The sequence below is a fragment of the Actinoalloteichus caeruleus genome (assembly GCF_049311605.1).
Lineage (GTDB): Bacteria > Actinomycetota > Actinomycetes > Mycobacteriales > Pseudonocardiaceae > Actinoalloteichus_B > Actinoalloteichus_B caeruleus.
In genome coordinates, this window is the sequence record NZ_CP186005.1 from 4,415,161 (window position 1) to 4,433,261 (window position 18,101).

Sequence of the window (18,101 nt, forward strand, 5' to 3'; positions counted from 1 at the left end):
CGCACGGCGGCACACGCTGTGCCCCGTGCGCGCTGGTGAATGTGCACCCGACGTGTCAGCGCCCGCGGTCTGGCGCCGATGGTATCGGGTTCCCACCCGCGCGGTGCGCCCTCGTCGGGTCTCCCCTCCGAGCGGGCCCCACGGCGCCACCGCCCACGGTGTCCACCGTGTCCGTCCGGTGGTCCGCGCGCCGGCACCGGCACGGCCCACCCCGGCGGCGTGGACTCTGGTCGGAACCGGGATTCCCGCCCAGGTGACGGACGTTCCGGCGGTTCGTGGTCAGGTTCCCGACATCGGGATCGCCGGCGGACCGGCAGGACCAAGATCAATTTACCAGGGCGGTGCTGGCCGGCGGCGGGCAAGTGCGCCGTTCGCACCGCCCGGCGATGGCACGGTCGGGCCGGGGACGCACCGGAGCGTTCTCCGGTCCACCTCGGACCCAGCCGGGCCCGCCGGCCCGAACGGCCCGCTCGACTCCCCTCCCGTGGTCGCCGGCCCGCCGGTCGTCGCCGGCGGGCCCGGGGTACGGCGCCGAGGTCCACCCCAGACCACCGCTCGCCACCCGGAACGCCGACGTCCTCCGGCGTCAGTGGTGGTGATCGTCCTCGTCGGGAGGCTCGACGGCCTCCCGGTACCGGGCGAAGCCCTCGGCGAGCTCCTCGGCCCGGGGGCCGGGGAGCACGGTCTCCCCCACGGACTCCGCCACCGGGGGTGACGGCAGACCGAGTGCCCCGGCGGCGAGGTGGGCCGCTCCGACGGCGGCGGCGCTGCGCACCTCGACGGGCCGCAGGGGCACGCCGAGCACGTCGGCGACCAGTTGCCGCACCGCCGGTTCGGTGAGCCCCCCGCCCGTCAGCCGCAGGGCGTCCGGAGCCGGCCCGGGCAGCTCCCCGGCGGCGTGGCGCACCGCGAAGGCGACGCCCTCGATGGCGGCGGTCAGCACGGTCCGCCGGTCGTGGTCCAGTCGGAGACCGCGCAGGGAGGCCGTGGCGGTGGGGTCGACCAGCGGGGTGCGCTCCCCGGTCAGGTGAGGGACGAAGAGGACACCGCCGCTGGAACCGTGGCGCGCGGCGTCGGCCAGTTCCTCCCGGTCGGCCCGCACCACCGCGCGCACCCAGTCGAGGGCGAGCCCGGCGTTCTGGACGGCGGCCATCCAGTACCAGCCGGTGTCCTCCGCCCGGCGGTAGCGGTGGACCACCGGCCGGCCGGCACCGACGGCGTCCTCCGAGGCGGGTGAGGTGTCGTCGACCAGGCGCACCAGCTGGGCTCCGGTGCCGACGGTGAGCTGCACCTCCCCTGGGGCGGGCCCGGTGGCCAACAGCCCGGCGGCGGTGTCGGCCGCGCCGACCGCGACCGGGGTTCCGGCCCGCAGGCCGAGTTCGTCCGCGACCTCGGCACCGAGCTCCCCGGCGATCTCGGCCGAACGCGACACCAGGGGCAGCAGATCCTCCCGGAGGTCCTGCGCGCGCAGGACTGCCTCGCACCACCGGTCGGCGGGGATGTCCCAGAGCAGGGTCGCGGACGCGTCGGACGGGTCGGTGGCCGCCCGACCCACCATCCGCAGCCGCAGCCAGTCCTTGGGGGACAGCACCCACTCGGCGGCCGCGACCGCGTCGGGTTCCACCGTCGTGAGCCAGTCCACCAGCGGACCGGCCATGCCGGGTACCACCGGGTTGGCGAGCCGCACCCGGAGCGAGGTGGGCAGTTCGTTCCACCGGTCCAGCACCGACAGCGCCCGCTGGTCCGGCCAGAGGACCGCCGGTCGGGTGGGGCGGCCGCCGGGCCCGGTGAGCACCACGCCGTGCATCTGGCCGGCCAGGCCGACCCCGAGGACGCGCGTGCCGGGGCCCGCGCGGCTCACCGCGCTCCGGACTGCCGTCGCGGTCGCCCGCCACCACTCCTCGGGGTCCCCCTCGGCGGCACCGGGGGCGGGCCGTCGGACGGGGTACTCGACGACCGCCTCGCCGAGCACCGCGCCGTCCAGCGCGACCACCAGTGCCTTCACGCCACTCGTGCCCAGGTCGACACCGAGCAGGGCCTCGGCCATCACACCCTCCTCATCGTGTCCCGGCGCGCGACCGGGGCCGTCCTGCCGTCCCCGGGTCCTGTCGGCCGGGGCCCCGGCCACGTGGCCTGGTGGGGATCCCGGTCGCCGGCTCCATCAGTCGCTGGCCGGCGCCGGGAGGGGCCCGGGGGTCAGGTCCCGCAGCCGGGGCAGCACCCGCTCCGCGTAGAGCTCCATGAACCGTGCCTGGTCATCGCCGGGGGCGTGGAACACCAGGTGCGTGAACCCGAGGTCGACGTAGCGGCGGATCATCTCGACGTGCTCGTCGGCGTCGCTGGAGACGATCCAGCGCTTCGCCGCCTCCTCGGTGGTGAGCGAGTCGGCGAGCCGCTCCATCTCCCGGGGGTCCTCGACGCCGACCTTGGACTCGGCGGGCAGGCCGAGCGCGGCCCAGTTCCTGGTGTCCGACAGCGCCCGCTCGTGGTCGGTGTCGAAGGAGACCTTCACCTCGATCATCCGCTCGATGTCCCGGGGGTCCCGGCTGGCCTTGACGGCGCCCTCCACGAGGGCGGGCAGCAGCGAGTCGCGGTACAGCTCCTCGCCCTTGCCACTGGTGCAGATCATGCCCTGGGCGGTGCGGCCGGCGTACCGGGCCATCCTGGGCCCGCCGGCGGCGAGGTAGACGGGCAGGGGCGCGTCGGGCTTGTCGTAGATCGTCGCGTTGGAGGTCTGGTAGTACTCGCCCTCGTAGGTGACGAAGTCCTCGCGCCACAGCTTCTCGATGAGGTCGACGGCCTCGCGGAACCGCCCCAGCCGTTCGCGGTACTCGGGCCACTCCATCGCCGTCGCCGGCACCTCGTTGAGGGACTCCCCCGTCCCGACCCCGAGCAGTACCCGGCCCGGGAACAGGACCCCGAGCGTGGCGACGGCCTGCGCGACGACCGAGGGGTGGTAGCGGAAGGTCGGCGTCAGGACGCTGGTACCGATCGTGATCCGCGATGTGCGTTCGCCGAGCGCGCCCAGCCAGGCGAAGGAGTAGGGGGCGTGGCCATCGGTGTGCTTCCAGGGTTGGAAGTGATCGCTGACCATGACGCTGTCGAAACCAGCCTGCTCGGCGAGCACCCCGAACTCCAGCAGCTGTCGGGGGCCGAACTGTTCCGCGGACGCCTTGTATCCGAGCTTGACCATGTGCTGATCCTTCCGCGTCGGGTGGTGATCGTCATCCTGACGCACCGATTCTCGTCTCCCCTCGGCGCCTGGGCCCACCCGCTGTCGCACGGCGCCGCGGGGGCGGCAAGGGGGTCAGCTGACCGTCGGGAGCTCCGGGGCGCGAACGTCGTAGACCTCGCCGTCCTGGGTCAGCAGCGCGGCCAGGGTCGCGGCCTTCCGCTCGGAGTCCCGGGTGTCGCCCCAGCGCGCCTCCCGGCCCAGGCTGAGCCGGAGCCGGATGTCGGTGGCGGTGGGAACGGCCACGGCGAGCACCTCGCGAGCGACCTCGGGGGGCAGCGTCTCCAGCACCCGGAGGCCAGCCAACGTCGGCTCGTCACCCACCCCGGGGTTCGCCACGTCGAGGACGGGCACCTCGGCGGGCTGGTCGGCGACCCGCGCGTAGGGACGCCCGGTGCGATCCACCAGCCAGAGGCCGTCGTCCTGCCGCACCACGGCCTCGGGTGCGCGCTCCGTCACCGAGATCACGGCCGTGTCCGGCCAGGACCGGCGCACGGACACCTCCGCGACCCGGGGGATGTCCCCGATCCGCGCCTCGATCCCGCTGGTGTCCAGCCGCAGGATCGGGACGTCGGACTCGATGGCGGCCGCCGCGAGGACCTCCTGCCGGGTGAGTTCGTCCAGCCCCTCCACCTCGACGGTCCGCAGGGGCAGCACCGGGGTGTACAGCAGCACGGCCGCGGAGGTCAGGCCGAGCAGCAACACGATCGCCAGCCCCCGCGGGGTCAGCAGGCTCCGGAGCCGGAGGCGGCGACGAGGGCGACGGGTGGTGTTCCGGCGCGTGCCGGGACGGCGGGGCACGTGGCGGCGGGTGGTCTCGGACCGCCCGCCGCGCCGGTCACGCGGCCGCCGCGTGCTCGTGCCGCCCCTGCCGCGGGCGGAACCGCTCCCCCGCCCGCCGCGCCCACCCGCCGCCGCCACTACCGGTCCGTTCCCGCGCCGCCCAGCCTGAGCGCGTCGATCACCTCGGGGCCGAGCATCGTGACGTCGCCGGCGCCCATCGTGATCACCAGGTCGCCCGGACGCGTGAGGTTCGCCACCTGCGCCGGCACCCGGTCGAACGAGGGTTCGTAGTGGACGTGTTCCGGTGGGAGGGGCACGGCCTCGGCGATCAGCGCGCCGGTCACCCCGGGCCTGGGTTCCTCCCTCGCGCCGAACACGTCGAGGACGAACACCTCGTCGGCCAGACCGAGCGCGGTCCCGAACTCGGGTGCGAACCGCTCGGTCCTGGAGTACAGGTGTGGCTGGAAGACGACGACGAGCCGGCCCTGGCCCGCCACGCCCCGCACCGCCTCCAGCTGCGCGCGCACCTCGGTGGGGTGGTGGGCGTAGTCGTCGTAGACGCGGACCCCGGCGCTCTCGCCCTTGAACTCGAACCTGCGGCGCACCCCCCGGAACCCGGCCAGCCCCGCCAGCAGGTCCTCCTCCGGGCCACCGGCCTCCATCCCGGCGAGGAGCGCGGCGACCGCGTTGGACCCCATGTGCTCCCCGGGGACGGCCAACCGGACGTCCAGGCGGCGGCCCGCCGGCTCCGCCGGCCCCTCCGGACCGACCTGACCGCCGTCGGCGGCCGCGCCGTCCCCGCCGGCCGGGGTGGCCGGGGTGGCCGGGGCACCGGCGGTGTCACCCAGGACCTCCACGGTGGTCACCCCGCCCACCTCGTCCGGGCGGTGGCCCAGGATCCTGGCATCGCCTGGGGCCGTCACGGCGGACCCGTAACGGCGGACCCGGACCCCCCTGGCCGCCGCGCGGTCCCCGAGCGCCGCGGCGCCGGGGTCGTCCTGGCAGACGATGAGGACCCCGTCGGCGGGGATGCGGTCGACGAACTCGTCGAAGACCGCGACGTAGGCGGCCTCGGTCCCGTGGTGGTCGAGGTGGTCGGCCTCCACGTTGGTCACGACCGCCACCGACGGCTCGAACACCAGGAACGACCCGTCACTCTCGTCCGCCTCGGCGACGAAGATCCCGCCGGTGCCGTGGTGGGCGTTCGCGCCCGACTCGTTGAGGTCGCCCCCGATGGCGAAGGACGGGTCGACACGGCACCGTTGCAGGGCGACGGTGAGCATCGAGGTGGTGGAGGTCTTGCCGTGCGTGCCCGCCACGCACACCACCCGGTGACCGCGCATCAGCTCGGCCAGCGCCTCCGCCCGCCGGACGACGCGCAGGCCGCGGCGGCGGGCCTCCGCCAGCTCCGGGTTGTCCTCCCGGATCGCCGTGGAGACGACCACGGCCGTCGGGTCCGCCTCGAACTGGTCGAGGTGGGCGGCGTCGTGGCCCACGCCGATCCGTGCTCCCTGCGCGCGCAGCGCCAGCACCGTCCGCGAGTCCCTGGCGTCCGAGCCGGACACCTCCGCGCCCCTGGCCAGCAGGATGCGCGCGATACCGCTCATCCCGGCCCCGCCGATCCCGACGAGGTGCACCCGGGACAGCGGTCCCCCCTCCCGGGTCGGGTCCTGCCGCCCGTCCCTGCCTCCGCCCGTCACCGGCGTGCCACCTCCAGCACCATGTTGGCCAGCTTCACGGCGGCTTCCCGGTGGCCGAAGCCCTGCGCCGCACTCGACATCGTGGCGAGCCGGTGGCCGTCGAGCAACAGCGGGACGACGGTCTCGGCCACCTTCTGGCTCGTGAGGTCCTCGTCGGCGACGAGGAGTCCCCCGCCAGCGTCCACCAGGGGCCGGGCGTTGAGCGCCTGCTCGCCGTTGCCGTGCGGCAGGGGGACGAAGACGGCGGGCAGGCCCACCGCGGAGATCTCGGCGACGGTCATGGCGCCGGAGCGGCAGAGCACCATGTCGGCCGCGGCCAGCGCCAGGTCCATGCGCTCCAGGTAGGGGACGGCCACGTAGGGCGCGGCGCCGGGCACCGACTGCACCGCCAGGGTGTTCTTCTGGCCGTACGCGTGCAGGACGCCGATCCCGGCCCTGGCCAGTTCCCCCGCGGCCCCGGCCACGGCGGTGTTCAGCGACCGCGCCCCCTGCGAGCCACCGGTGACCAGCAGGGTGGGAGCGGTGGGGTGCAGCCCGAAGTGCTGCCGGGCGTGGGCGCGCAGCGCCGCCCTGTCGAGGGACGTGATGGACTCGCGCAGCGGGATGCCGACCACCTCGGCGTTGGGCAGGCCGCTGCCCGGGACCGCCGCCGCGATCTTGGTCGCGAACCGGGCGCCGACCTTGTTCGCCAGGCCGGAACGGGCGTTGGCCTCGTGGACGACGATGGGGACGCGTCCGCGTGCCGCCAGGTAGGCGGGCAGCGAGACGTAACCCCCGAAGCCGACGACGACGTTGGCCCCGACCCGGGTGAGCACCTCCTTGGTGCGCCGCACCGAGTCCCGGACGCGCAGGGGGAGCTTCAGCATGTCCGGGCTGGGCTTGCGGGGCATCGGCACCGGGGGGATGAGCTCGAGCGGGTACCCCCGCGCGGGGATGATCTTGTTCTCGAGTCCTCGTTCGGTGCCCAGGGCCACGACCCGTGCCGTCGGGTCGAGGCGCCGGACGGCGTCCGCTAACGCCAGCGCCGGCTCGATGTGGCCGGCGGTGCCGCCGCCGGCCACCACCACACACAGCCCGGCGCGGGCCGGTTCCGCCCCCGGGTGGTGTCCGGGCCGCCGGTCACCGGCCCCGTACGGAGGCATCTCTGGACCACCAGGACCGCCCTGACCGCTCAACAATGACCTCCCCGTTCCGACCGGGCCCTCACCGGCTCCGGTGTCCTCGTCCGACGTGCGCGTCCACCGCCGCGCCCTGCTGGTCGCGGTGGTGCGCCGGCGCACGTCCTTCTCGTGTGTGTCGTGTTCGCGTCGTCCGTCGTCTGGTGTGGCCGGGCGTTCGTCCGGTTCTCCTCCGCCCAGCCCGGTGGTGACCCGGTCAGGGCGACCGGCGTCCCCGTTGCCGGGGTCCGCCTCCGGTGCTCCTCGCCGGGTTGACCCGCCGGCGGCCCGCCGTGGCCGGGGCGCCGCCGCCGCGCCGGGCCGCGGTGTTCTGGCCGGTCCGCCGGGGTGGGGCTGACGGCCCGACCGGTCGGCGACGACCGGCGGGGGGCCGGTAGGGGTCGGGCAGGGGGAGCCGGAGCCACCGGCTCACCCGGGTGCTGCGCTGGGCCCGCAACGCGGCGACGGCCTCCGGTTCGTGCCGGGCCAGGTTGGCCAGTATGCCGAACACGACCATGGTCGTCACCGTCGCACTGCCCCCCGAGGAGATCATCGGGAGGGGGAGCCCCGTCACGGGGAGGAGACCGACGACGTAGCCCACGTTGATCGCGGCCTGCCCCACCAGCCACACGGTCAGGGAACTGGCCACCAGGCGCATCCACGGGTCGGTGTTGCGGGCCGCGATGCGCAGGCCCACGTAGCCGAGGGTGCCGAACAGGCACAGCAGCAGCACCGCTCCGACGAACCCGAGTTCCTCCCCGACCACGGCGAAGATGAAGTCGTTGTGCACCATCGGCAGGTAGGACCACTTGGTGCTGCCCTGCCCGAGTCCCTGGCCGAAGAGCCCGCCGTCCGCCAACGCGTACAACGCCTGGCGCGCCTGGTACCCGGCGTCGAGGTGGTCGTCGCCGTCGCCGAGGAACGAGGTGATCCTCGCCAGCCGGTAGCCCGCCGTGAGGGCCAGCACGATCGCCCCGCTGACGAAGGCCAGCACCAGGATGGCGAACAGCCGCATCGACGCACCGGCGAACCAGAGCAGTCCCATCAGCACGATTCCGAGCGTGACGGTGCTGCCGAGGTCGGGCTGGAGCATGACGAGGGCGAACATCACCAGGGCCACCGGGACCACCGGCACCAGGACGTGCCGCCACTGGCTGAGCATGGCGCGTTTGGTGGCCAACACGTGGGCGCCCCACAGGCCGAAGGCGACCTTGGCGGCCTCGACGGGCTGGAACCCGACGGGACCGAGCCGGAACCAGCTCTGCGCCCCGCCCCCGGTGGAGCCGAGCGGGGTGAGCACCAGCACCAGCAGGACGACGCACATGACCAGCAGCGGCAGGCTGACCTGGCGGATGAGCCGGGGCGGGGTCCTCAGGGCCAGGTAGAACAGCACCAGCCCGACGGCGACGTACCCGAGCTGGGAGAGGAAGATCCGGTACGGGGAGCCGTAGGTCTGGATGGAGTCCTGCGCGGAGGCGGAGAGCACCATCACGAGACCGAACGCGGTGAGCAGCCCGAAGACCGCCAGGACCAGGTGGAACGACGTCAACGGGCGGGTCAGCCACGCGCTCCACAGGCTGCGGAGCAGCGCGAAGCCGCTGAGCCGGTCGATGGACCGCGTCGACTTCGCCCGTCCGCCGGTGGTGGTGGTGCTCACCGCGCCCCTCGCCGCCCGGCGCCACCGCCTCCAGCGGCGGGTGCCCGTCCCGGCCGGCCCGGATCACCGGCGGGTTCCCCGGCGACGAGGGACTCCACCGCCTCGACGAAGCGGTCACCCCGCTGCCGGTAGTCGGTGAACATGTCCATCGAGGCCGCCGCGGGAGCCAGCAGCACCACGGTCTCCTCGTCGCCGGCCAGTTCCCTGGCCACCGTCACCACCCGCGCCATCGCACTATCGTCACCCGAAAGGACGGTACGAACCGGGACCTCGGGCGCGTGTCGTGCGAGGGCCGCCGCGAAGACGTCGCGATCCGCGCCGAAGAGCACCACGCCGGCCAGCCTGGTCCGGGCCTCCCGGACCAGGTCGTCGACGGACGCGCCCTTGAGCAGACCGCCGGCCAACCACACCACGCGGTCGTGCCCGAGGAGCGAGGCCGCGGCCGCGTGCGGGTTGGTGGCCTTGGAGTCGTCGACGAAGGTGAGCCCGGCGACCCTGGCCACCACCACCGAGCGGTGCGCCCCCGGCTGGAACTCCCGAAGGCCGGCGCGCACGGCCGCCGGGGCGAGACCGTGCGCCCTGGCCAGCGCGGCGGCCACCAACGCGTCGGTGACACCGGGCGGCCCCGAGGGGTGGACGTCCTCGACCTCGGCCAGCACCACGGTGCCGGAGCCCTCGCCGTCGTCGGGTCCCGGTCCCTGTTCGGCGGCGGTCGCGTCCGGGCTGGCGGCGAAGGCTCGGTCGACCAGGCGCCCTCGCGACACCCCGAACTCGCCGGGCGCGGGTTCCCCCAGCCGCGCGGCGACACGGCGGCGGGCGGGGGACTCGGCGAGCATCCGCGCGGCGCGCTCGTTGTCCACGCCGGCGATCGCGACGTCACCGGTGAGCAGTCGCGCCTTGGCCGCCATGTAGGCGGCGAGGGACCCGTGCCAGTCGAGGTGGTCCTCGGCGATGTTGAGCACGGCCCCCGCCGCCGGCCGCACCGAGGGCGACCAGTGGAGTTGGAAGCTGGACAGCTCGACGGCGAGGACCCGGTGGCCGGCCAGCACGGCGTCCACCACCGGGAGTCCGACGTTCCCGCAGGCGACGGCGTCGATCCCGGCGGCCCGCAGCATCGCCTCCAGCATGCCCACGGTGGTGGTCTTGCCGTTGGTCCCCGTCACCGCGAGCCAGGTCGCCGGGCCGGCCGGCCTGGCCTGGTCGATCCACCAGGCGAGTTCCACCTCGCCGACGACCTCGATGCCCTCGGCGGCCGCCGCGGTCAGCAGTGGGCTGTCGGGCCGCCACCCGGGGCTGGTGACGACGAGCTCGGTCCCCTCGGGTGGCCGGGCGGCGCCCGCCAGGGTGTCGACCCCGGGGAGGTCGAGCTCGGCCAACCGCCGCTCCGACCCGTCCGCCACCGTCACCTCGGCCCCGACCGCCACCAGCGCCCTGGCCGCCGACACCCCGGAGACCCCGGCTCCGGTCACCAGCACGCGCCTCCCGGCGAGGGCGGTTGCGTCCACTGCCTCTCCCACTTCCTCGAACGGTCTCGGGTCTCACCTGCCCGGCTAGGGGGTGAGACCGAACTCCACGGCCCAGTCGCTGTAGAACACGCCGAGCCCGAACAGGCAGGTCACCCCCGCCATCAGCCAGAACCGGATGATGACGGTGGTCTCCGCCCAACCTCCCAGTTCGAAGTGGTGGTGGAACGGGGCCATTCGGAAGATCCGTTTCTTCGTCGTCCGGAAGACCAGCACCTGGAGGCTGACCGAGGCCGCCTCGACGACGAACACACCACCGATGATGACCATGAGGAGTTCGGTCTTGGTGGTGATGGACAGACCGGCGAGCAGACCACCGAGGGCCAGCGACCCGGTGTCGCCCATGAAGATCTTCGCGGGCGCGGCGTTCCACCACAGGAAGCCGATGCAGCCCGCCATCGCCGCGGCGGCGAGGATCGAGAGGTCCAGCGGGTCACGGACGGCGTAGCAGCCCGCGGTGTCCCGCAGCCCGCAGTCGTAGCGGAACTGCCAGAAGGTGATCAGCACGTAGCTGGCCAACACCATCGCCGCCGTGCCACCCGCGAGACCGTCGAGGCCGTCGGTGAGGTTCACCGCGTTGGACCAGGCCATGACGGCCAGGTTGCAGAACACGATGAACCCGACGACGCCGAAGGAGATGGCGGCGAAGTCGCGCAGGAACGACAGGTGGGTCGACGCCGGGGTCAGCCCGTCCGAGTTGGGGAAGTTGACGGCCAGCACGGCGAAGGAGATGGCCGCGACGAACTGCCCGACCAGCTTCGCCGTCTTGTTGAGACCGAGGTTGCGCTGCTTGCGGATCTTGAGGAAGTCGTCGAGGAACCCGACGAGTCCGAGGACCGAGGTGAGCAGCAGGACGATCAGACCGGACGCGGTGGGGCCGTCGCCGACCGTCAGGTGGGTGACGAAGTACCCGGCCCAGATGGCCACGAGGATCGCGACGCCACCCATGGTGGGCGTGCCGCGCTTGCTCTGGTGGCTCTGCGGGCCCTCCTCCCGGATCTCCTGGCCGAAGCCCTGCTTGGAGAACAGCCGGATCAGGTAGGGGGTGAGGAGGATGGAGACGGCCAGCGCGACGGCGGCCGCGATGAGGATCGCTCTCACGCGGCACCTCCCGCGGCGCCGCCACGCTCACCGGCCAGCAGGCTCTCGGCGACCCGCCACAGCTCGGCGACCTTCGACGCCTTCACCAGGACCACGTCACCCGGCCGCAGCTCCTCCTCCAGGAGCCGCGCCGCCGATCCGACGTCGGGCACCAGTACCGCCTCCTCGCCCCAGGAACCTTCCAGGCACGCGCCCTGGTACATGGGGCGGGCCTCCTCACCGACTACAACCAGGCGGCTGATGTCCAGCCGCACCGCCAACCGGCCGATCTCGTCGTGCGCGGTGGTGGAGTCCTCGCCCAGCTCGCCCATCGGCCCCAGCACGGCCCAGCTGCGACGTCGACCGGCGGGGGCGTCCCGCGCCATGGTGGCGAGGGTCTTCAACGCCGCCCGGACCGATTCCGGGTTGGCGTTGTAGGAGTCGTTGACGACGGTCACCCCGTCGGCGCGGTCGGTGACCTCCATCCGCCTCGGGGACCGGCGGACCGCCGAGGACAGCGAGGCCGCGACGTCGGTGACCTCGGCTCCGCACTCGAGGGCGACGGCCGCGGCGGCCAGGGCGTTGCCGACCTGGTGGGCTCCGTGCAGGCCGAGGCGCACCGGTGCCGATCCGCGCGGTGTCACCAGCCGGAAGCTGGCCCTGGCCTGGTCGTCGAGGACCACGTCCTCCGCCCGGACGTCGGCGGAGGGCGCGAGCCCGACCCGGACGACCCGGGCGGTCGTCCGCTCCGCCATCGCCGCCACCAGGGGGTCGTCGGCGTTGAGCACGGCGACGCCACCCTCGGCGGCGGACGGCAACGCGGCGGGCAGCTCTCCCTTGGCCCTGGCCACCGCCTCCCGGGAGCCGAACTCGCCGAGGTGGGCGCTGCCCACGTTGAGCACGACCCCGATCCGGGGCGGGGCGGCCTCGCACAGGGCCGCGATGTGCCCCTCGCCCCGGGCCGACAGCTCCAGGACGAGGTGCCGGGTGCGCTCGTCGGCGCGCAGCACGGTCCAGGGGTGGCCGATCTCGTTGTTGAACGAGCCGGGCGGCGCCACGGTCGGGCCGAGGGGTCCCAGGACCTGGGCCACCAGGTCCTTGGTGGAGGTCTTGCCGGAGGACCCGGTGATCCCCACCACCGTCAGGTTCCCCTCGGGTCGACCGGGTGCCGTCAGCCGGTCGGTGACGTCCCTGGCCAGGGCGGCCAGGGCGGCGAGGACCGCCGCGCCCTCCCCCGCGACGTCCGCGGCCAGCACCATGGGGTTGCCGCTCGGGCCGGAGCCCGCGGCGACCGGCGGGACGATGATGGCGGGGGCGTCGACCTCGTGGGCCGCCAGTACGGCCACCGCTCCCTGGCTCACGGCTCGCGCGGCGAAGTCGTGGCCGTCGACCCGTTCCCCGGGCAGCGCCACGAACAGGCCGCCTGGCCCGACCTTCCTGGAGTCGAACTCCACCGACCCGGTCACCTCGACCGAGCCCTCGCAGCCGTGCGGCCGTCCACCGACGGCCCTGGCGATCTCAGCCAGGCTGAGCCTGATCACCGTGCCTCCTCAACAGCGCGGGCCTCGATGGCCTCCGCGAGTACTTCCCGGTCGGAGAACGGGTGGACGACGCCGGCGACGTCCTGCCCCGTCTCGTGGCCCTTGCCGGCCACGACGAGCACGTCGCCGGGGGCGGCCCGCCTGACCGCCTCGACGATGGCGTCGCGACGGTCGCCGATCTCGACGATGTCCCCGCGCTGCACGTCGGGGACGTCGTAGGCGCCCCGCAGCATCTCCGCGCGGATGGAGGCCGGGTCCTCGCTGCGCGGGTTGTCGTCGGTGATGATCAGCAGGTCGCTGCCCCGCGCGGCGGTCTCGCCCATGGCGGGGCGCTTCCCGGTGTCCCGGTCCCCGCCGCAGCCCAGGACCGTGATCACCCGGCCCCGGGTCTGGGCCCGGACGGCGTCGAGCATCGCGGCCACCGCCGCCGGCTTGTGCGAGTAGTCGACCATGGCGACGAAGGGCTGGCCGAGGGCGACCCGTTCCATGCGCCCGGGCACGTCGACGGCGGCGAGGCCGCGTTCGATGGCGTCGACGGGTACCCCGGCCTCGTGGAGGCACGCGGCGGCGACCAGTGCGTTGGCGATGTTGAATGAGCCGGGGAGGCGGAGCCAGACCCTGGCGACGATCCCCTCCGGGCCGACGGCCTCGAACCGCTGTTCCCCGCTGGGCATCGCCTCCACGTCGCGTGCCGTCCAGGTGGCCGCTCCGCCGCCGGTCGACACGGTCACCGTGCCGTCCCGGACCAGGCGGGCACCCCAGGGGCCGTCCACGCAGACGACCTCGCGGCGCGCCCTGCCGTCGAACAGCTTCGCCTTGGCCGCGAAGTAGTGCTCCAGGTCGGGGTGGAAGTCGAGGTGGTCCTGGGAGAGGTTCGTGAACGCGCCGACCGCGAAGTGGGTGCCGGCGACCCGGCCGAGGCTGAGGGCGTGGCTGGAGACCTCCATCGAGACCGACCGGACGCCGCGTTCGAGCATCACGGCGAACAGCGCCTGGAGGTCGGGGGCCTCAGGGGTGGTGAAGGCGCTGCCGAGCCGTTCCCCGGCGACACGGGTCTCGACGGTGCCCACCAGGCCGGTCGTCAGCCCCGCCGCCCGCAGGCCCGCGTCCAGCAGGTAGGTCGTGGTCGTCTTCCCGGCCGTGCCGGTGACGCCGATCACCTGGAGGGACTGGGAGGGGTCGCCGTAGATGCTGGCGGCGAGCGGGCCCAGCGCGGACCGGGGGTCGGGGTGCACCAGCACCGGCACGGAGCCGCCGGCGGCGGTGGCGCGGCCGGCGCCCTCCTCGTCGGTCAGGATGGCGACCGCGCCGGCCGCCACCGCCTGGCCGGCGAAGTCGGCGCCGTGCGCCCGGCCGCCGGGCAGCGCGGCGAAGAGATCCCCGGGCCGGGCCTCCTGCGCGCGCAGGGTGGCCCCGGTGACGACCGCGGCAGCGGTGTCCGCAGTGGACGGTGTACCCGTCTCGGCCAGTGGGCGGGCCGCCACCAGACTGGCGAGCTCGGCAACTGACCTCGGCTCTACTCGGTGTGGTCGCAACGAGGCCATGGCTGCTTTCGGATTGGAGAGGACGGACACGGGCGAAAGGCTACCGACGGGCCACCGGCCCCTTGACACACGGCTCCTCTCCTGGATCTTCCCGCCAGATGGCAGGATCCGCCCGTCGGGACCGGGAACCCCGAGGGGCGGGTCCCGGGTCCACCCGGCGGGTGCGCGCCGTCGCCGCGGTTCAGCGCAGCGTCAGCTCGGCCACGGGACTGGGCTCCTCCGACAGGGGGATCTCGTACCGCTGGGTCAGGTAGGAGGCGATCTCCCGGAACAGCGCCGCGGACGAACTGCTGTGCTCGGTGCCCAACCGGTTGAGCATGACCGCCACCACGAACTGGGGGTCCTCGGCCGGCACCATGCCCGCGAAGGTGATCCAGTGGTCCTCCCGGCTGTAGCAGCCGCACTCGGGGTCGATCTGCTGCGCGGTGCCCGTCTTGCCGGCGATCTGGTAGCCGGGGAGCGCGGCCGCCGTGCCGGTCCCCCGTTGCCCCGGGGCGTCCTGGACCACCGCCCGCAGCATGTCGCGGACCGTGCGGGCCGTCTCCGGGCTGACCACCCGCACCCCCTCCGGCCGGGGCCGGTCGAGTCGCTCGCCGTCCGGGGAGATCTCCGCCTGGATGATCCTCGGCGGCACCCGCACCCCGTCGTTGGCGATCGCCTGGTACATGCCGGCCATCTGCAACACGGTCACACTGAGGCCCTGGCCGATGGGCAGGTTGCCGAAGGTGCTGCCGGACCACTGGTTGAGCGGGGGGACATAACCGGCGCTCTCCCCCGGAAGACCGACTCCGGTACGCTCTCCCAGGCCGAAGCGGCCGAGCATCTCGGCGAACCGTTCCCTGCCGAGCTGGTCGGCCACCATGAGGGTTCCCACGTTGGAGGAACGCGCCAGCACCCCGGTCAGCGTCATCCGCTCGACGTTGTGCGACCAGGCGTCCCTGATCACCCGGTCGGCGACCTGGATGCTCCCCGGAACGTCGAGCACGCTGTCCGGACGCAGGTGGCCGTCCTCGATGGCCCCGGCGGCGGCCACCACCTTGGCGACCGAGCCGGGTTCGAAGGCGTGGGTGACCGCCGGGTTGCCCATCTCGTCCCGGGTGGCGCCGCTGGTGTCGTTGGGGTCGAAGCTGACGTCGTTCGCCAGGGCGTAGACCTCGGCCGTCCTGGCGTCCAGCACGACGGCGCTGCCGCTCTCGGCCCCGGTCTCGGCGACGTAGGAGGCGAGTTCGTCCTGCAACACGTACTGGAGGTCGGAGTCGAGGGTGAGCGCCAGGCTGGAGCCCGGGGTGGCCTCCTCGATGACGCGGGTCGACCCGGGGATGGTGATGTTCCTGGCCCGGTCGAGGCTCAGGATGCGTTCGCCGTCGCGGCCGGCGAGCAGGGTGTTCTCCGAGTTCTCCAGGTGCGCCATGCCCAGCACCCTCGGCTCGTCCTGGTCGAGGCGCCAGTTGGCGAATCCCAGGATGTTGGAGGCCAGGTGCCCGCCCGGGTAGGTCCTGGTCGCCCGGTACTCGGTGGCGATCTCGGGGTACTCGGCGGTGATCTCGTCGGCCTTGCTCGGTTCGATGGGCCTGCTGGTGAGGTAGGTGAACCTGGCGTCCCGGGACAACGCCTCGCGCAGGGTGTCCTCGTCGACGGCGTCCCCGAGCGCGTCCTTGATGAAGGCGGCCATGGTCCGCTTGTACTCGGCGGGGTCCTCCCCCAGCTCCTCCCGGTCGGTCTCGATCTGGTTCGGGCTCGCGGTGAGCATCCGCGCCTCCCCGCTGAGCGCCAGCGGGTTGCCCTCCCTGTCGTAGATCGCGCCGCGCTCGGCGTGGATGCGCTGGGAGACCTCGCGTTGCCGCAACGACTGCTCGGACAGGGCAGCGGCCTCGAAGGTCTGGACCTGGACGAGTTTGACCCCGGCGGCGAGCAACGCGATGGCGAGTCCCAGCCGGGCGATCCGCAGCCGGAGGCTGTGCTGCCGCGCGTCGAAGGGCCCGCGCGGCCGGGAGGACCTCAGCTGCCCCGAGCTCCTGGTGGGGCGGCGGCGGGTGCTCGAGGGCATCAGTCCTCGCCCCCTTCCCCAGCCTGGTCACGAGCCGCCGCGTCGAGGACCGGGCGACCGGGCTGGTGGCCGGGGGCCTCCTCCCGGGAGGTGTCCTGGGCCGCCTCGTCCCCCGCCGCGCCGGTCGGATCCCCGGTGCCCCCGGCCGCACCGCCGGGCGGATCGGCGTCCCCGTCGGGGGCCTGGTCCTCGGCGCCGTCCCGTTCCTCGCCGGTCGTGCTGTCCTCGTCCGTCCCCGCACTGCCACCGGCCGCCGCGACGGGCGCCTCCACGGGGGACGGGGTGCCGACGACCCGCACGGAGTCGTCCGGCTCGACGACGAGGCGGGCCGGATCCCGCGCCGCGACCAGTCCCAGCTGTTGGGCTCGCTCGGCGAGGGCGGGTGCCGCCTCCTGCCGGGCGATGTCCTGGCGCATCGCCGCCGTCTCCTCGGTCAGCGAGTCCACGTCGGACTGCAACTGCTCGAGGTAGTAGGCGTCGTCGCCCGCCGCGGTCGACAGCCAGAGGGTGGCGACGAGGCCGGTGCTGAGCAGGGCCATCACCAGGAGCACGAAGGGAGCCTTGGTGGCTTTGCTCCCCGAGCTGGCCAGCAGCCCACCCAGCCCGCTCCGGCGACGACGCCGGGGGCTCGGAGCGTCCCGCCGTCGGGGTTCGCTCCGCGCGCCCGCCTGGCGAACGGGCGTTCCGATGGTCCGCTCGCGGCGGCCCCGGGTGGGCGTGCGGGTGGTCATGGTCGTGTCCCCCTGGGTTTCCGGATCCGTTCGGCGGCCCGCAGGCGGACCGAGGCCGCCCTCGGGTTCTCCTGGATCTCGTCCTCGCCGGCCTGTTCGGCGCCCCTGACCAGCAGGCGCAGCTCCGGCTCGTGTCCAGGAAGTTCGACCGGCAGCCCTGCCGGTGTGCTCGACTCGGCGCGCGGCGCCACCGCCCGCTTGACGATGCGGTCCTCCAGGGAGTGGTAGGACAGCACCACGAGGCGACCCGACACCGCGAGGCTGTCCACGGCGGCGGGGATCGCCGCGCGCAGGACGTCGAGCTCGGCGTTGACCTCGATGCGCAGGGCCTGGAAGGTGCGTTTCGCGGGATGCCCGCCGGTGCGGCGGGCCGGGGCCGGCACCACGTCGTAGAGCAGCCGCACCAGCCGTCCGCTGGTGGTGAAGGGTTCCTTGGCCCGTTCCCTGACGATGGCGGCGGCGATCCGGCTGGCGAACCGCTCCTCGCCGTACTCACGCAGGATGCGGACGAGGTCCTTGCTGGGGTAGTCGTTGAGGACGTCCGCCGCGCTCGGACCGGCGCCCTGGTTCATCCGCATGTCCAGCGGGGCGTCCTGGGCGTAGGCGAAGCCCCGCTCCCGGGCGTCGAGTTGGAGGGAGGAGACCCCGAGGTCGAACAGCACGCCCTGGACCAGGGGTGTTCCCAGCTCCGCCAGCACGTCGGGGAGTTCGTCGTAGACCGCGTGCACCGGCCTGATCCGGTCGCCGAAGGGGCGGAGCCGCTCTCCCGCGAGTTCCAGCGCCTGCGGGTCCCGGTCGAGACCGACCACGGTCAGCTGGGGGAAGGCGGTGAGCAGCGCCTCGGTGTGCCCGCCGAGCCCGAGGGTGGCGTCGACGACCACCGGTCGCTCGCCGGCCAGGGCCGGTGCGAGGAGTTCACGCACCCTGCCCAGCATCACGGGGACGTGGCCGTACCCCCCGCCGGAGCCTCGCTCCGCCGCCGTCCCGTCGTCGTCCCCCACGCCAGTGTCGGCACCGCCGGGGACGGCCGTTGGCTCGTCGCCCATGGCCTCCTCCTTCGTCGTCGGCGCCCCATCATCCGGATCTTCGCTCCCGGCTCGCCCCCG

12 protein-coding genes and 1 pseudogene are annotated in these 18,101 nt (G+C 74.0%); all 13 read right to left on the reverse strand.

What is annotated here, in order from left to right; all coding sequences use genetic code 11:
• Window positions 1-586: 586 nt before the first annotated feature.
• A complete protein-coding gene (locus tag ACOJVX_RS17770; RefSeq protein WP_051314229.1) occupies window positions 587-2,047 on the reverse strand; it encodes a xylulokinase in 1,461 nt (486 codons plus the stop codon).
• Between the two features lie 114 nt (window positions 2,048-2,161).
• Complete coding sequence (fgd, locus tag ACOJVX_RS17775) at window positions 2,162-3,193, reverse strand: glucose-6-phosphate dehydrogenase (coenzyme-F420) (RefSeq protein ID WP_035274805.1); 1,032 nt, start codon at window positions 3,191-3,193, stop codon at window positions 2,162-2,164.
• A gap of 114 nt (window positions 3,194-3,307) precedes the next feature.
• Window positions 3,308-4,033: a cell division protein FtsQ/DivIB gene (locus ACOJVX_RS17780; protein WP_418153507.1), complete on the reverse strand. Its 726-nt coding sequence runs from the start codon at window positions 4,031-4,033 to the stop codon at window positions 3,308-3,310.
• Between the two features lie 119 nt (window positions 4,034-4,152).
• A pseudogene (locus ACOJVX_RS17785) lies at window positions 4,153-5,661 on the reverse strand (UDP-N-acetylmuramate--L-alanine ligase); the annotation flags it as partial.
• Between the two features lie 50 nt (window positions 5,662-5,711).
• Window positions 5,712-6,857: an undecaprenyldiphospho-muramoylpentapeptide beta-N-acetylglucosaminyltransferase gene (murG, locus tag ACOJVX_RS17790; RefSeq protein WP_245588907.1), complete on the reverse strand. Its 1,146-nt coding sequence runs from the start codon at window positions 6,855-6,857 to the stop codon at window positions 5,712-5,714.
• A gap of 232 nt (window positions 6,858-7,089) precedes the next feature.
• Window positions 7,090-8,529, reverse strand: a complete 1,440-nt coding sequence (ftsW, locus tag ACOJVX_RS17795) for a putative lipid II flippase FtsW (RefSeq protein WP_026420015.1) — start codon at window positions 8,527-8,529, stop codon at window positions 7,090-7,092.
• Complete coding sequence (gene murD / locus ACOJVX_RS17800; RefSeq protein WP_026420014.1) at window positions 8,526-10,034, reverse strand: UDP-N-acetylmuramoyl-L-alanine--D-glutamate ligase; 1,509 nt, start codon at window positions 10,032-10,034, stop codon at window positions 8,526-8,528. Before murD ends, ftsW begins: the two co-directional genes overlap by 4 nt.
• 45 nt (window positions 10,035-10,079) lie before the next feature.
• Window positions 10,080-11,153 (reverse strand): phospho-N-acetylmuramoyl-pentapeptide-transferase, encoded by a 1,074-nt coding sequence (gene mraY, locus ACOJVX_RS17805; RefSeq protein WP_026420013.1) that lies wholly within the window; start codon window positions 11,151-11,153, stop codon window positions 10,080-10,082.
• Entirely contained in the window at window positions 11,150-12,673 is a 1,524-nt protein-coding gene (locus ACOJVX_RS17810) for a UDP-N-acetylmuramoyl-tripeptide--D-alanyl-D-alanine ligase (protein WP_026420012.1), read from the reverse strand. Before ACOJVX_RS17810 ends, mraY begins: the two co-directional genes overlap by 4 nt.
• Window positions 12,670-14,217 (reverse strand): UDP-N-acetylmuramoyl-L-alanyl-D-glutamate--2,6-diaminopimelate ligase, encoded by a 1,548-nt coding sequence (locus ACOJVX_RS17815; protein ID WP_030225480.1) that lies wholly within the window; start codon window positions 14,215-14,217, stop codon window positions 12,670-12,672. Before ACOJVX_RS17815 ends, ACOJVX_RS17810 begins: the two co-directional genes overlap by 4 nt.
• A gap of 181 nt (window positions 14,218-14,398) precedes the next feature.
• The gene (locus ACOJVX_RS17820) at window positions 14,399-16,264 is read right to left on the reverse strand and encodes a peptidoglycan D,D-transpeptidase FtsI family protein (RefSeq protein WP_026420010.1); all 1,866 of its coding nucleotides are present in this window, start codon (window positions 16,262-16,264) and stop codon (window positions 14,399-14,401) included.
• A complete protein-coding gene (locus ACOJVX_RS17825) occupies window positions 16,264-16,995 on the reverse strand; it encodes a hypothetical protein (RefSeq protein ID WP_051314226.1) in 732 nt (243 codons plus the stop codon). Before ACOJVX_RS17825 ends, ACOJVX_RS17820 begins: the two co-directional genes overlap by 1 nt.
• On the reverse strand, window positions 16,992-18,041 hold the full coding sequence (gene rsmH / locus ACOJVX_RS17830; RefSeq protein WP_272480996.1) for a 16S rRNA (cytosine(1402)-N(4))-methyltransferase RsmH: 1,050 nt from the start codon (window positions 18,039-18,041) through the stop codon (window positions 16,992-16,994). Before rsmH ends, ACOJVX_RS17825 begins: the two co-directional genes overlap by 4 nt.
• Between the last annotated feature and the right edge of the window lie 60 nt (window positions 18,042-18,101).

Excerpts from the sequence above, each read along its gene's own strand:
- ACOJVX_RS17820 (WP_026420010.1), bottom strand. The coding sequence starts at position 16,264 with ATGCCCTCGAGCACCCGCCGCCGCCCCACCAGGAGCTCGGGGCAGCTG.
- ACOJVX_RS17770 (WP_051314229.1), bottom strand. The coding sequence starts at position 2,047 with ATGGCCGAGGCCCTGCTCGGTGTCGACCTGGGCACGAGTGGCGTGAAG.
- ACOJVX_RS17825 (WP_051314226.1), bottom strand. The coding sequence starts at position 16,995 with ATGACCACCCGCACGCCCACCCGGGGCCGCCGCGAGCGGACCATCGGA.
- fgd (WP_035274805.1), bottom strand. The coding sequence starts at position 3,193 with ATGGTCAAGCTCGGATACAAGGCGTCCGCGGAACAGTTCGGCCCCCGA.
- ACOJVX_RS17815 (WP_030225480.1), bottom strand. The coding sequence starts at position 14,217 with ATGGCCTCGTTGCGACCACACCGAGTAGAGCCGAGGTCAGTTGCCGAG.
- rsmH (WP_272480996.1), bottom strand. The coding sequence starts at position 18,041 with ATGGGCGACGAGCCAACGGCCGTCCCCGGCGGTGCCGACACTGGCGTG.
- murG (WP_245588907.1), bottom strand. The coding sequence starts at position 6,857 with ATGCCTCCGTACGGGGCCGGTGACCGGCGGCCCGGACACCACCCGGGG.